Origin of the sequence: Burkholderia oklahomensis C6786, assembly GCF_000959365.1 — a bacterium.
Lineage (GTDB): Bacteria > Pseudomonadota > Gammaproteobacteria > Burkholderiales > Burkholderiaceae > Burkholderia > Burkholderia oklahomensis.
Window position 1 is genome coordinate 2,402,405 of sequence record NZ_CP009556.1, and the last position, 13,715, is coordinate 2,416,119.

Here is a 13,715-nt window from a genome sequence, read left to right on the forward strand (position 1 = left end):
CCGTCGATCACGACCGAATCGACGCCCCCCGCTCCGCGAGCAGCTCGCGCAGGATGCTGCGATGGCAGCGCGCCTCGTTTTCGCAGTAGCAGCCGATCGCGAAATTCGACGTCGCCGACAGCGCGGCGAACACGTCGAGCACCCTGCTCGCGTCGCCGTGCTTCATCTCCGCGCGGAACTTGCGCGCGAACGCCTTCCAGTCGGCGTCGGTTTCCGCCGCCTGCGCTTCGGCGACGAGTTCCGGACTCGGCGACAGCGTCGGCAGCCAGACGTCGTAATAATCGCGCGACGCGAATTCTTCCTTCGGCACGCCGCGCGGCGGACGGCGCACGGTGCCGATCCGCACGCCCTCGTCGTCGGCGCGCCGCGTTCCGAGTTGGACAATGCTGATGCTCATGCTGGGCTCCCGATCAGAGTAGTCGGCGCGAAGTGCGTCGAGCCATCGACTCGCGCGCGCGACGCATCGCGGCGCCAGACGATGCGGCACGACGCACGGCCGACGACGCGCGACGCATGGCCTCATGCGAACGGCGGCGCGGCGAGCGGATCGCGCCGCCGCTCACACCGCATTCGATGCGGCGCCGACATGCGGCCGCTCGCGCGCGACATCGCACCGCCCCGAATATGCCGAACACATCGAACACATCGAGGCCGGGCCTCCCGGCCGAGCCCCGACGCGCCGGCACACGTCAGACGCCGCTCGCGATCACCGCGCCGAACGCATCCGCGACGATCCCGACGTTCGCCTCGTTCAACCCGGCGACGCACATCCGGCCCGAGCGCAGCACGTACACGCCGTGCTGCTCGCGCAGGCACTCGACCTGCGTTTCGGTCAGGCCCGTGTACGTGAACATCCCGCGCTGCTTCACGTAGCGCGACAGCGCCTCGCCCTGCACGTGCGCGCGCAGGCCGTCGTGGATCGCGCTGCGCATCTTCGCGATGCGCCGGCACATCGCCGCGAGCTCTTCTTCCCATTGCGTGCGCAACGCGGGCGTCGTCAGCACCTGCGCGACGATCTTCGCGCCGTAGGTCGGCGGATTGCTGTAGTTTGAGCGCACCGCGCCCGCCAGTTGGCCCAGCACGCGCTCGGCCGCCGCCGCGTCGTCGCAGATCACCGACAGCCCGCCGACGCGCTCGCCGTACAGCGAGAAGTTCTTCGAGAACGAGTTCGCGACGAATGCCGGCACGCCGCGGCGCGCGAGCTCGCGGATCGCGAACGCGTCGGCCGCGAGGCCCGCGCCGAAACCCTGGTACGCCATGTCGACGAACGGCAGAAGCTCGCGCGCCTGCAATACGTCGATCAGCTTCAGCCACTGCGCGTCGTCGAGGTCGACGCCCGTCGGGTTGTGGCAGCACGCGTGCAGCAGCACGACGCTCTTCTTCGGCAGCGCGTCGATCGCGGCCAGCATCGCGTCGAACTTCAGGCCGCCCGTCGCCTCGTCGTAGTACGGGTACGTGTTGACCGTGAAGCCCGCGCGCTCGAAGATGAACCGATGGTTCTCCCAGCTCGGATCGCTGATCCACACCTGCGAGCCCGGGAAGTAGCGCTTGATGAAGTCCGCGCCGATCTTGAGCGCGCCCGATCCGCCGAGCGTCTGCACCGTCGCGATGCGCCCGTCCGCGCGCGCGTCGCTGTCCTCGCCGAACACGGTCGCCTGCACCGCGTCGCGATACGACGCGAGCCCCGTCATCGGCAGATACGGCTTCGGACCGGACTCGCGCTGCACGGCGGCCTCGGCCTCGCGCACGGCGCCCATCACGGGGATCCTGCCGTCGTCGTCGAAATAGATGCCGATGCTCAGGTTGACCTTGCGCGTGCGCGGGTCTTTCTGAAAGTTCTCGTTCAGCGTGAGAATCGGATCGCCGGGGTATGCATCGATATGTTCAAACATGGCGGTTTCTGCTGGATGAAGAAAAATCGGGGTCAACGGGCCGAGACGCCGTCGCCGAGCGTATAGCCGGCGCCGCGCTGGCGGAACCGGTAACCGATCGCGAGCACCGCGAGCCACACCGGGATCAGGTAGACCGACAGGCGCAGATCCGGCGTCCGGAACATGACGACGAGGATGGCCGCCATGAATGCGAGACAGAGATAGTTCGTCAGCGGGTAGCCGAGGCTCTTGAAGCGCGTCTCCTCGCCCGCCGCGCGTTTCGACTGGCGGAACCGCAAGTGGATCACGCTGATCATCGCCCAGTTGATGATGATCGCCGATACGACGAGTCCCATCAACAGTTCAAACGCCTTGCCCGGCATGAAATAGTTGATCACCACACACAGCGCGGTCGCGAACGCGGACGCGCCGAGCGCCGCGATCGGGATGCCGCGCCCGTTCACGCGCGCGAGCGCCTGCGGCGCGTTGCCCTGCTGCGCGAGGCCGTACAGCATCCGGCTGTTGCAGTAGACGCAGCTGTTGTAGACCGACAGCGCGGCCGTCAGCACGACGACGTTCAGCACGTTCGCGGCGAGGTCGCTCGACAGCGCGTGGAAGATCAGCACGAACGGGCTGCCGCCCGCCACGACCTTCTGCCACGGATACAGCGACAGCAGCACGCCGAGCGCACCGATGTAGAAGATCAGGATGCGGTAGATCACCTGGTTCGTCGCGCGCGGGATGCTGTGCGACGGATCGTCGGCCTCGGCGGCCGTGATGCCGACGAGTTCGAGCCCGCCGAACGAGAACATGATGACCGCCATTGCCATCGCGAGGCCGCCGATGCCGTTCGGGAAGAAGCCGCCGTGCTGCCACAGGTTCGCGACGCCGGCGTCCGGGCCCGCGTGGCCCGACAGCAGCAGATAGCCGCCGAAGCCGATCATTCCGATGATCGCGGCGACCTTGATGATCGAGAACCAGAATTCGGTCTCGCCATACGACTTGACGCTCGCGAGGTTGACCGCGTTGATCGCGACGAAGAACACGAGCGCGGAGATCCAGGTCGGCACGCCCGGCCACCAGTATTGAACGTAGATGCCGACCGCGGACAGCTCGGCCATGCTGACGAGCACATACAGCACCCAGTAGTTCCAGCCGGACAGGAAGCCCGTGAAGTGCCCGCAGTATCTGTTCGCGAAATAGCTGAACGAGCCGGCGACGGGCTCGTCGACGACCATCTCGCCCAGCTGCCGCATGATGAAGAACGCGACGATGCCCGCGACCGCGTAGCCGAGCAGCACCGACGGCCCCGCCATCCGAATCGTCTGAGCAATGCCGAGGAAGAGCCCCGTGCCGATCGCGCCGCCTAGCGCGATCAGCTGGATATGGCGGTTCTTCAGCCCCCGCTTGAGTCCGTGTCCGTCGTTGTCCTGATCCGAAACCATGTCTTCTCCGTCTCATCCGCCCTTCTTGGAGGCGGCGCGCCTTCGGGCCGGCCCGGGCGCCGTGTACTTTTCCGGCCGCCGTCGTGATTCGTCACGACGGACGGCCGGGCTGGGGATGCCGAATTCTCGCGCGGCGTGCGTCGCCTTGCATCGAGCAGGAAAGGCCGCCGACCCGCTCCTGCCCGCGCGCACCGATTTTCTTTGATCTCGCGCAAAAATCGGCGCTCAGTTTATCGCCGGCGGGATGAAATGGGGTTTCGTAAGCCCTTCATGCAAACCCTACATTATGAGATAAGATTGCATCCAGGAGACAGTTGAGGAAACAAAAATGCAAGATCCGCTACTCGATCGCATCGATCGCCATCTGCTCGACATCCTGCAGGAACACGGCCGCATCTCCAACCTGGAACTGGCCAAGGAAGTCGGGCTGTCGCCCGCGCAGACGCTGCGGCGGCATCGCCGGCTCGAGGAGATCGGCGCGATCAAGCGCTACGAGACCCGGCTCGACGCCGGCACGCTCGGCTTCGGCGTCACCGCGTTCGTCCAGGTGACGATGGAGCGCGGCCACATCCGCGACTTGTCGACGTTCCAGAAGCTCGTCTCCGAGCTCGCGCAGATTCAGGAGTGTTTTTCCGTCACGGGCGACATCGACTACGTGCTGAAGGTGGTCGCCGCGGATCTGAAGGGCCTGTCGACGTTCCTGCTCGACACGCTGATGCGCATTCCCGGCGTGAGCGGCGTGCATTCGAGCGTGTGCCTCGACGAAATCAAGTGCACGAGTGCGATGCCGCTGTAGCGGCGCGGCAAGGGGCGAGAACACGCGCCGCGCTCGCGACGTGCGACGAACCGGGAACGGACGTGGTTCAGCCGACGAAACGCTCCGATTCGGCCGATAGGGCTGCGGCCGCCTCCCGCTGCGGGAAATGGTCACTGCGCGCACGCCGCCCGAGTCAGCGCCGAACTGTCGAACCATGCCGGCATCGGGTCGTGATGGGCGCTCCTCGGCACGAGCACCGGCACCGGCAGGCTGCCTCTCGCACTCGGTTCCCGATCGATGCTGAATGGCCGTCGCATCCGCCGACCTGATGCGCAATCCGCTCGCCTCGGCGAATACGCGCCTATGCCCGCTTCCCATTCGCATGGAAGAAAAATCCGTGGACGAGCGTGTAGCGCTCATGCCGAATCGATCCATCAACTCGCATCGTGATCCCGAATTTCATGGATGTTTCTGCACGTCGACGGTGTTATTTGTGAAGTTGCAACGCGATTAATTTCACATATGCGCATCGGCTCGAACGCACCAGACGGATATCGGCGACTGTAAAAGAAGGACGCTGCGTCGAAGGCAATGGCGTTTCCGAGCGCATGCTTCGCCGCCGCTCGAGTTCGGTTTCGTCAAGCATGAATCCGAGCTTCTGACCGGCCTCATGCTCCCGGTTCGTCGCAGCGTACCTGTCAGTCCGGATCGGCGAGCGATCGGAAGCGCGCATCGAGCGTCCCTGCATGCCGGAGGCGAATCGAATGACGGCGACGTCATCGGATGCATAAGAAAAACCCATGCCGCCGCGTTTCGATTTCTTTATCGATTTGAAAACGGATATCGCATGTCCTAGGCTGTAAATGCACTCGACACTGGGGCATCTGGCCAGCTTCAACGCCTTTCTTCCAATAGACCTTTACTGTTGATTCGCCAGATGTCGCCGAAGGCGACACAACGAGCCGGATTAATTACCAGTCATGCGCGTGGCTTACCGAATACTGAGTCATCGGATCCAGTCCTGAAAAATGGACTGCCAAGGACAATAAACGATGAAAACCGACGATTTCGATTTCGGTCTCGATTGGAAAGCCATGCCGACCGACCCCGCCGAATTGCGCGGCAAGCGTCGCGACAGCGGCAGAATGATCGTGCTCGATCGCGCCGCGGCAACGATCGAGCATACGATTTTCGCCACCATTTCCGACCGTCTTCGACCGGGCGACCTCCTGGTGTTCAACGACAGCTACATGCTGTCGAACACGTTGCCGTTCCGGCATGGCAACGAGTCCGCACACGTGATCGTGTACGGTCAGGAGCCCGACGGCACGAGCATCGTGGAACTCAGATCCTCCCAATCGCCGCGGCCCGGCCTCACGTTGACCGCCACGGACGACAGCCAGCTCAGTTGCACCTTGCTCTCGCCGGAGCCGAATCAGCTCTGGAGAGCGCGATTCGAACCCGCCGGGAAACTCGTCGGCGTCCTCGATCGCCGCGGATGGCGTTCGGACGAAACGATTCCTCTCAATCCGGTTTACTGGCGCACGCGGCCCGATGCATACCGCTCCGTGTACGCCAGGAAACCCGGCTCGTTGGAAATTCCGTCCGCGGGCCTGCACTTTTCCACCGACGTGTTAAGGCGGCTCGCCGACAAGGGCGTCGAATTCGCTTACATCACGCTGCATGTCGGAGCAACGGAGATCCTCGCGGTTCGCCATATCGACGAGGACGAGGTCGAGCAGCACAAGGTCCGGCCGGAGTACTTCGAAGTCGGAGCCAAGGCCGCCGGTCAAATCAACCGGGCGCGAGCGGAAAGGCGCCGCATCATCGCGATCGGCACGACAGCCATGCGAACGCTGGAGTCGCTTGCGGCTCATGGCGAGCCGGGCGCCGCCCTCCGGGCCCAGGCGGGATGGACCCAGCTCTATATCTATCCCGGATTCGAGTTCAAGATCGCGAACGGGCTGCTCACGAACCTCCATCGGCCGCGATCCAGCCACATCGTCCTGACCGCGGCTTTCGCGGGCAAGGATCTCGTCATGCGCGGCTACGCGGAGATTCTCGAGATGGGAGGATACGAATTCGACATGTTCGGCGACAGCATGCTGATCCTGTAACGGCATGGCGCCGTCGACGAGTGCCATGGAACGAGACAAGCGCATCGACACCGTCGTGATCGGTGCCGGTCATGCGGGGCTTTGCATGAGTTACGTCCTGCAGCGCGAGGGACGTGAGCACGTGGTGCTGGAGAAAGCGCGCGCGCTCGAACAATGGCGATCGGCGCGATGGGATTCGTTCAGAATCAATTCTCCGCTCGCCTATTCGAGGTTGATGGGACAGATCGATGGACTTCCCGGCACCCGGCAAAGCATCCCGCTAGAAGAAATGGTGCGGATGTGGGACGCATGCATCGCGCAGAGGCGCTTTCCCATCCGTGAGCGCTGCCGGGTCGGCTCGGTCGAGCGGATCGAAGGCGGGCGCTTCCGGGTCCACGTCGAAGGCGACGGTGGCCCGCGACGCTACGACGCGCTGAACGTCGTCGCCGCGCCGGGCAATTACCAGTTCGTGAGAATCCCCGACTTCGCACGGCATCTGCGCACCGAAGTGCAGCAACTCCACGTCGGGACATATACGAACCCGTCGGCCGTGCAGGACGGCCCCGTGCTGGTGGTCGGCGGCGGTCAAACGGGCGTGCAGCTCAGCGAAGAATTGGCGGCGGCCGGCCGCCGCGTGTACTTGGCGACGTCGAGAGTCAAGGGAACCCCGCGCAGCTACCGCGGCGAGGACATCATGTTCTGGCTGGACCGAATCGGGCTCCTGACCGCCCTGAAGAGCGCATTCGCGCATCCTGCCGAGCGACACGATCAAATGCCCATCGTCGGCCATGATCATCCGATTTCTCACCATTCATTGGCTCGGCTCGGCGTTCAACTACTGGGGCGCCTGAGCGGCATCTCGCCGGACGGCGCGGTTGCGACGTTCGACGAGGATCTCCACGCCAACGTTGCATTTGCATCGCTGGGCTACCAGGCGCTGATCGATCGCATCGAGAACTGGATCGCAAACCGGGACGCAAACACGCACACACAGTATCCGCCGCCGACAGTCGAGCCGGCGTGGCAACCGTATCCCCCGCTTCTCGCGTCTACCCCACCCACGAGCCTGACGCTGCGCGAGCATGGCATCCGTGCCGTCGTGTGGGCCACGGGCTGGCGCGCCGACTTGAGCTGGCTGCGGATCGACGAGGTGCGCCGGGCGCTGGACTCTCGCGGACTTCCGGCATCCTGCGAAACCCCCGTCGACGGTTTCTATTGGCTGGGCTTCCACGGCCTTCGGACGCAGTCATCGGGAACGGTGGCAGGATTCCACCTCGACGCGCCCTATATTGCCGCTCGGCTGCGATGCCGCGCCGAAACGCGATCATGATGCACCACTACGAGCACGCAGTCGTCGGCAAGGGGCTCATCGGAGCCGCGACGCTGTGCTACCTCAGCGTCGCGTCCGAAAACGTCGCGGTCATCGGCGCCGACGAGCCCCTGGACGGGCGCGCACATCGAGGCCTCTTCTCCAGCCATCACGACGCGGGGCGGATTGCGACGCGGCTTTCTCGCGATCACGTCTGGGCAAGACTCGTCCATCGATCGATGGACGAGTACGCCCGTCTGGAACAGGTTGGCGGAGCGCGGTCCTACCGACCGCTCGGCATGCTCTATGTGGCACCGCTAGATGACCCGATCATGCAAGAGCGAGTCCGGCTCGCGCGCAACCTGAAGGTGGACCACGTCGAACTCGCAAGCGCGGCATGCGCCGGGCGACTATCGCCGCTCCGCTTTCCCACTGGCTTTCACGGCCTGCTCGAGCACGCGCCGGCCGGAATCTTCGGTCCGCTCGCGTTGCGGCACAACCACTTGACGATAGCCAAAGCCAACGGCGCGAGCGTCATTTGCGCCATCGTCACGGCAATCCGCAGGCGCGCCGCACACTGGGAGTTGAACACGGCCTGCGGCCGACGCTACACCGCGAACAAGGTGCTGGTCAGTGCCGGCGCGTACTCCAACTGCTTCGATCTCCTGCCTCGCAAGCTCGATTTGCGCGTCAAGTCGGAGCACACAGTCCTCCTTCAGGTTTCCGGAGCCGAATCGGAGCGACTTCGAGCACTGCCTCCGATTAGCTACCGGATCGACTCGCGTTCGATTTCCGACGTCTATGTCGTCCCGCCGATGCTTTATCCGGACGGCAATCATTACCTCAAGCTCGGCGCCAACACGGACGCAGACATAATCCTGCCGAGCTTCGACGCGATTCAGCAATGGATGATCTCCGGCTCCGACGAGCCGCGATCGGACATGCGCGAGGCCATGTTTCATCTGCTGCCCGATCTCGACCTGCTTTCGGCTCGCGCAAAGCGCTGCCTCGTCACCTACAGCGCGCACGGCAAGCCCTATATCGACGAGTTGGACGACGGGTTGTTCGTCGCGACGGCAGGCAACGGTGCGGCTGCCGCGTGTTCAGACACGCTCGGACGCCTCGCCGCGGACCTCATGACAGGCCGCCCTTGGCCCGCCGGGTTCGAGCGTCGCGACTTTCAGCGGCGGTTTGCGGATTCGCACACGAGCCAAACCGCAAAAAATCGAGGATAGACCAGATGAGCGACTCGACGATCAGCACGAAAAGGCGCTGGCCGGCCCGAAACGTAGCGATTGCAGCAAGCCACGAACTGTTCTCTTCGCCCGAGGCGGCCCTTCGCGAGACGATCCGGGACCGCCTTCAACGCCGCATCGAAATCCTCACTCAACACAGCCTTGGCCGCAAATGGTGTCCGTACGCGATCGAGAGTACGCGCTTGAACAGATCGATCGAAAGCGGCGTCGACGACATCAAGTTCCTTTACCCGGTGCTCGACAACATTCCGGTCGTGGTCCTGCCGCTGCTCAATTTCGCTCGCGCCGGAATCCGCATCTGCCTCTATGCGCCGCCCGAGGTCTGCCGTGTGGCGGAAGTCGTGCGCGATTACGTTGCTCAGATTGGCTGGATCCGCGATTCATGCGATCTGATCACGGTGCAAGAGGACAAGAGCCGCATCTCTTTCTTCGACTCGTTCAAGCGCAGCACGGCCCCGCTTATCGCCGCCGGCGCGGACGATGCGATCGTCTGGACAGCGGCCGATCTCGTCCTCGCGTACGACGTCTGGCCCTGGCTGCTCGAGCGCGATATCCACGACCATGACCTCGTCGTCAACATGATCGCTCGCGAGTTGATCTTCCCGCCCGGGACCAACGAGTTCCTGCGGCTGGAATACTTCGACAGCCTGTCGCCCGTGGGGCAGACTCGCAGCCGCGAAGTCAGGCAGCCCGACATGCTCGTGTTCACGCAGCGAGGACGGGACGGACTGGCGAACCTGGACCGTATCCGCGGCCGGCCGGAGGCGGAACTCCTCGGCATTTTCCTGAAGACGTCGTGGCGCGGTCTGCTGAGCCGCAAGGCCGGCTCGGTGTTGCGCGCGATCCACTACGGCATCAAGCGCAAACGGTATTCGCTCCGGCCCGGCGACGGCATCTCGCAGAAGCACGCAAGCGCCTTCGCGTCGGTTTTCTTCGGCGTGGATACGCTGGTCAAGGGCGAATGCGCGGATCCGTTCATCGTCAAGGACGCAGACGGCTTCGAAGAGATATTCGGCTACTATCGCACCCTGCTTCAGGGCGTCGTCGAAGCCGCAACGACCAAGGAAGAAGGCTACCGAAAGCTCGAAGCGTATTACCCGCACGCGGAGCATCTCTTTCGCCTGTCGAGCCGCCTGACCCCTCTTTGGTCCGAGATCCCCCTCTGGCGGCGGTGGCCGGAGTTCATCTGTGACAAGACATCGACCTACAACACTCGGCTCAAAATGGCGTTCAAGGAAGCTGGCGTCGACGACTCGACGATGCCGATCCCCGAATACTTCACGCGCGAAGGCGAATTCGTCTTTCACCCGCCGCCTCGGCATTCGAGCATTCCCAGCTCGCTCGCGTTCCTCACCGAAGTCTATCGACCGCGCTATGAGCACGGCCGCCGGCAATGGCTCCAAGCCCGATGATCCCGTAATGCCGTCCGACGGCCGGAGCATCGGGTCGGGTCGAGCCGTTGCGCTCCCCGAGCCGCCTCCGGGGCCGCCAGGCAAACCGCTCAGCGTATTTCCGTGTTGACGATGGCCTCGACCAGCGTCTTGCCGACGCCGGTGAGCTCGACCGTCCCTTCGTCGGGTCGTATCGCCGCGAGCCCGCGCCGCTCCAGACTTTGAAACACCGGCTTCCATCGCTGATCGAAGAGAGAGCCTCCGGCGAACCTGGCGCGATGCAAGTCGTCGCGAAGCGGCTGACACGTGGTGAGCGCGCGGCGCAACGAGCTCGCGACCTCCTCGTCCGGGCTCATTTCCAGCAATTCGAGCGGCAATTCCCCACTGGCAATCGCATCGAGGTACGCTCCCGGCCGCGTCGCGACATTGGCGGAGCAACGCCGAGTCGCGGAACTGGCTCCCAACCCGATTCCGACTTCGACGAATTGCTTGTCCTGGTCGAGGACGAGCGACTTCCAACGTCCGCATCCGGTTTCCGGCTTCTGGAAGTACATCGTCGGATACTCGAAGAGTCCCGCGTCCTCCAGCAAGGCGACTGCCGCTTCTCGCATCTGATACTGCTCTCCCAGGCTCGGCCAGCGATGGCCCTCTCGTGACGCGCGCGCCCTGCTCGCCGGACTCTGCCACCTGGCGGGAACGCCTGCGATAGCGGTCCCGGTTTCGCCGAACGGACGCAGGTGCAGCTTCGTCATCACGACCGTGCTGTAATCCAGTTCCAGCATCTGCCGAACGTCGTGACAAAATCCCTCGACACGCTGATCGAGCAATCCATAGATCAGATCGCCATCCACCCGCTCGAAGCCCGACAGGAACGCATGGCGAACTACCGCCCGGGCTTCGTCGGACGTGTGCTCCCGCCCGGCGAGCGCAACCAGACGATCGTCGAAAGACTGAATGCCATAAGTGATCTTTCGGCATCCTTTTTTATGGAGAAGCGCGAGCTTGTCGCTCGAGAGACTGTCGGGACTGCCTTCGATACGAATGGTGGTGTCGGCGTTGAACCCGAAATTCGACCGGTAGAAATCCAGGAGCTCGGCCAGCAATTCGTCGGGCAAAAGCGTGGGCGTTCCGCCGAACAGGCAAAACTCTCCGACCGGAGCGTCCCGCAACGCCGGCACCAGCGCCAACCACAACCTGGCCTCGGCAATGTTCAGATCGACCCAGTTTCGAGCCTGCTCGCGAAACGCCGCCGCATCGTGCTTGCGCATGACGATGGGAAATTGACAGAAGTAGCAATGGTATTTGCAGAGTGGAATCGTCGCCCATAAAAAATAGGGATTTTGCCCTTCCAGTTCAGCCTGAAGGCTCTGAATAAACCGCTCCCGGGAACACTCCCTCGTGCCCGGAAATACGTGCGAGCCAAACGGGTCACGCACGACGTATCGAAGAAGATGATCATTCTCGGGCCTGCACAACACGTCCGCTGCCCGCGGCCGAGGATAATCCTCGTCGATGAGCAACAGGCTCTCGCGAGAACTCACGCGCTCTAGCATCCGGATAGGCGAGCTGGCCATCGTGGGCACCTCCTAGACACTGACTGCACCGTGCATCGCCTCGGACGGCGCCGTCTCGAGTGCGCCGGGCAGGCATGCACGAAGCCGGCGCTGCAAGAACTCCAAGGAAAAGTGATTTCTCCCGAGCTCGAAGTTGAAACGGGCCCATCGCTCCCGCCGCCGTTCATCGAGAAGGAGTTCGAGCACCGCTTGCACATAGGCGTGATCGGGCATTCCGTCCCAATCCTTTCGCGTGCGCAAAAGAAGACTCTTGAAACCCTTCTCCCCATACACCTCTTCGTACATTTCGTAGGTGCTGCTGATGAACGGGCGTTTTTGAGCACTCGCTTCGGCGGGCGGATTGCCAAAGCCTTCGTAATCGTACGAGGTCAGAAACGAACTCAAATCGGCATGCGCGAGGAGGTCGCCGACAGAATATCGGGTCTCCCGCGATGCACGATTCGACGGGCGACATAGCGCGGAGCACGGCAACAGCCCGTTTCCATAGATAACGTGATCATCGACCCCCAGTTCGATCGCCATCCGGGACAGCCGGCGACGCTCTTCCTCGTGCTCGTCGGTAGGCCCGGTCACGAAGAGATAGACAGGCCGCTGACCGCCTGACGAACGCATCGATTTCTGCAGCGCATGCAAAAGAAAGACGTCTCTATCAAGCCTTTTTTGCGGAATGACTCGGGTACACCGAGCGATCAGCAGCGCATCGGCGGGGATGCCGTAGCGCGAGCGAAAATGTCGATTGCCGTCGTCGATTGCGACTTCCGCGAACCGAAAGCAGTTTGGCAGTACGGTCGCATCCACGTGCGGAGCCCACTGGTTGAGCTGCTTCCTCGCGGTGTTCGTGAGGGTCACGTATCGAATGTACTTCGAGACAGACGGCTTCGGAATGCCTTCGAACGGAGGCCCTCCGTATTTGGCGCTTTCACTGAACCACATCAGGTCGTGGTCCCGCCAGAGCACGAACGGACCCTTGCGCCTTTCACGTCCGTACTGCTCGATTGCGAGACGCAAAGCCTCGGAAAACAGCAGATTCTCCGGCAGGGACCCGTTCTCCACGACGACGATTGAAACGTCCAGACGTCGCCAGGTGTCCACAATCGACGCGGCAATCCGAGGAACGATGCTCCCGTCGAGGCATCTGCGTATTCGCTCGCCGTCACGCTCCCGGAGCTGCTCCAGCATTTCCGTGACCAAACGCTGCGTGTATCCCCTGACTGCGGCGAGACCCTGAATGCGCACCAACGTCAACCAGTCTGGCAACGCATCGGCTTCGTTCACGTAAGGTCGAAAGAAATCGCCTTTATCGCTCCTGATGTCATAGCCGAGATCGAGATATATTCGATAGCCATGCCCGTTGAAAATCGACGCAACTTTTAGAAACTCCTCCGTGATGCCGGAAGCAAGCACCCCGTCCATTGAAATTCCAAACAGAACGGTCTTCCGAGGAGCGACTTGCGGATCCTCTCGAACGGCACTGGCTGAATTCATTTGGCATCCCACTCATCGTTTTTGAAGTATGCGGAAGTCGCTCCAGCGGATGATGCAGATTGCCGGCCGCACGCACACACCGGAAAAAGTTCGGTGTCGAGTTTGACGCGCCGCTACGAAGACGCCCGGCTCAGGCGTTGAAGCCCGTGACGTCGAGCCTCCACCACCCCCGAATGTCTGCGCCCTGCCCGATTTCGCACGGGGAGCCCTGTCGATTCACGGGGCTCCGGTCATGCTGTGTCGTGTAGCGCGCCGATATGAGAAGCACCGATACCAACCCGAAAAATCACGCGTGGGTCCCGGTGAAATGATTGAAGTCTAGGCGATCGCTCAAGGGCGGCAGCCTGACAGTATTAGTAGGTGTCTCCGCGGACGATGACCTGCCCCGCGTTCGGTACGGCAACAGCACAGCGCCCGTTCCCCAGTCGCCGCGCCATCGCAAAATCTGCCGCTTACCTACGGGTTCTAGTAGTTGTGATGGGTTCGGATCTGAACTACTTTTTTTGAGAACGAGTCGCAGCGTCGATCGCC

Annotated in this window: 11 protein-coding genes; 5 read left to right on the forward strand and 6 right to left on the reverse strand. The window is 63.0% G+C overall.

The window, feature by feature from the left end; translation table 11 throughout:
• Positions 1 to 7: 7 nt before the first annotated feature.
• From BG90_RS28315 to BG90_RS28325, 3 genes are all read right to left on the reverse strand, one after another.
• Positions 8 to 397, reverse strand: coding sequence for a DUF488 domain-containing protein (locus BG90_RS28315; RefSeq protein ID WP_010119363.1), 390 nt, complete (start codon positions 395 to 397; stop codon positions 8 to 10).
• 292 nt (positions 398 to 689) lie between these two features.
• Positions 690 to 1,892 carry an amino acid aminotransferase gene (locus BG90_RS28320; RefSeq protein ID WP_010119365.1) on the reverse strand — a complete coding sequence of 401 codons (1,203 nt, stop codon included), beginning with the start codon at positions 1,890 to 1,892 and terminating at the stop codon, positions 690 to 692.
• A 32-nt stretch (positions 1,893 to 1,924) separates the two neighbouring features.
• Positions 1,925 to 3,316, reverse strand: a complete 1,392-nt coding sequence (locus tag BG90_RS28325; RefSeq protein ID WP_010119367.1) for an amino acid permease — start codon at positions 3,314 to 3,316, stop codon at positions 1,925 to 1,927.
• 328 nt (positions 3,317 to 3,644) lie between these two features.
• On the opposite strand from BG90_RS28325, the gene BG90_RS28330 reads away from it, so the two are divergent.
• Positions 3,645 to 4,112, forward strand: coding sequence for an Lrp/AsnC family transcriptional regulator (locus BG90_RS28330; protein ID WP_010112472.1), 468 nt, complete (start codon positions 3,645 to 3,647; stop codon positions 4,110 to 4,112).
• 448 nt (positions 4,113 to 4,560) lie between these two features.
• On the opposite strand, the gene BG90_RS35875 is transcribed toward BG90_RS28330, so the two are convergent.
• Positions 4,561 to 4,875: a hypothetical protein gene (locus BG90_RS35875; RefSeq protein WP_144411709.1), complete on the reverse strand. Its 315-nt coding sequence runs from the start codon at positions 4,873 to 4,875 to the stop codon at positions 4,561 to 4,563.
• Positions 4,876 to 5,125: 250 nt separating this feature from the next.
• Between BG90_RS35875 and BG90_RS28335 the strand changes: the two genes are divergently transcribed.
• From BG90_RS28335 to BG90_RS28350, 4 genes are read left to right on the forward strand one after another with little or no spacing between them, the layout of a single operon-like run.
• Positions 5,126 to 6,190 carry an S-adenosylmethionine:tRNA ribosyltransferase-isomerase gene (locus BG90_RS28335; RefSeq protein WP_010119369.1) on the forward strand — a complete coding sequence of 355 codons (1,065 nt, stop codon included), beginning with the start codon at positions 5,126 to 5,128 and terminating at the stop codon, positions 6,188 to 6,190.
• Positions 6,191 to 6,215: 25 nt separating this feature from the next.
• Positions 6,216 to 7,499, forward strand: a complete 1,284-nt coding sequence (locus tag BG90_RS28340) for a flavin-containing monooxygenase (protein WP_010112468.1) — start codon at positions 6,216 to 6,218, stop codon at positions 7,497 to 7,499.
• Positions 7,496 to 8,713 carry an NAD(P)/FAD-dependent oxidoreductase gene (locus BG90_RS28345; protein ID WP_010112466.1) on the forward strand — a complete coding sequence of 406 codons (1,218 nt, stop codon included), beginning with the start codon at positions 7,496 to 7,498 and terminating at the stop codon, positions 8,711 to 8,713. Before BG90_RS28340 ends, BG90_RS28345 begins: the two co-directional genes overlap by 4 nt.
• 5 nt (positions 8,714 to 8,718) lie before the next feature.
• Complete coding sequence (locus BG90_RS28350) at positions 8,719 to 10,146, forward strand: hypothetical protein (RefSeq protein ID WP_232239114.1); 1,428 nt, start codon at positions 8,719 to 8,721, stop codon at positions 10,144 to 10,146.
• Between the two features lie 89 nt (positions 10,147 to 10,235).
• Here BG90_RS28350 and BG90_RS28355 read toward each other — a convergent pair whose 3' ends face one another.
• Both BG90_RS28355 and BG90_RS28360 read right to left on the reverse strand, forming a co-directional pair.
• Positions 10,236 to 11,699: a radical SAM protein gene (locus tag BG90_RS28355; RefSeq protein WP_232239113.1), complete on the reverse strand. Its 1,464-nt coding sequence runs from the start codon at positions 11,697 to 11,699 to the stop codon at positions 10,236 to 10,238.
• 12 nt (positions 11,700 to 11,711) lie between these two features.
• The gene (locus BG90_RS28360; protein ID WP_010112461.1) at positions 11,712 to 13,112 is read right to left on the reverse strand and encodes a glycosyltransferase family protein; all 1,401 of its coding nucleotides are present in this window, start codon (positions 13,110 to 13,112) and stop codon (positions 11,712 to 11,714) included.
• Between the last annotated feature and the right edge of the window lie 603 nt (positions 13,113 to 13,715).

Bases quoted from the DNA above. Each gene is read 5' to 3' on its own strand.
- BG90_RS28315 (WP_010119363.1), bottom strand. From the start codon at position 397: ATGAGCATCAGCATTGTCCAACTCGGAACGCGGCGCGCCGACGACGAG.
- BG90_RS28320 (WP_010119365.1), bottom strand. From the start codon at position 1,892: ATGTTTGAACATATCGATGCATACCCCGGCGATCCGATTCTCACGCTG.
- BG90_RS28325 (WP_010119367.1), bottom strand. From the start codon at position 3,316: ATGGTTTCGGATCAGGACAACGACGGACACGGACTCAAGCGGGGGCTG.
- BG90_RS28330 (WP_010112472.1), top strand. From the start codon at position 3,645: ATGCAAGATCCGCTACTCGATCGCATCGATCGCCATCTGCTCGACATC.
- BG90_RS35875 (WP_144411709.1), bottom strand. From the start codon at position 4,875: ATGGGTTTTTCTTATGCATCCGATGACGTCGCCGTCATTCGATTCGCC.
- BG90_RS28335 (WP_010119369.1), top strand. From the start codon at position 5,126: ATGAAAACCGACGATTTCGATTTCGGTCTCGATTGGAAAGCCATGCCG.
- BG90_RS28340 (WP_010112468.1), top strand. From the start codon at position 6,216: ATGGAACGAGACAAGCGCATCGACACCGTCGTGATCGGTGCCGGTCAT.
- BG90_RS28345 (WP_010112466.1), top strand. From the start codon at position 7,496: ATGATGCACCACTACGAGCACGCAGTCGTCGGCAAGGGGCTCATCGGA.
- BG90_RS28350 (WP_232239114.1), top strand. From the start codon at position 8,719: ATGAGCGACTCGACGATCAGCACGAAAAGGCGCTGGCCGGCCCGAAAC.
- BG90_RS28355 (WP_232239113.1), bottom strand. From the start codon at position 11,699: ATGGCCAGCTCGCCTATCCGGATGCTAGAGCGCGTGAGTTCTCGCGAG.
- BG90_RS28360 (WP_010112461.1), bottom strand. From the start codon at position 13,112: ATGGACGGGGTGCTTGCTTCCGGCATCACGGAGGAGTTTCTAAAAGTT.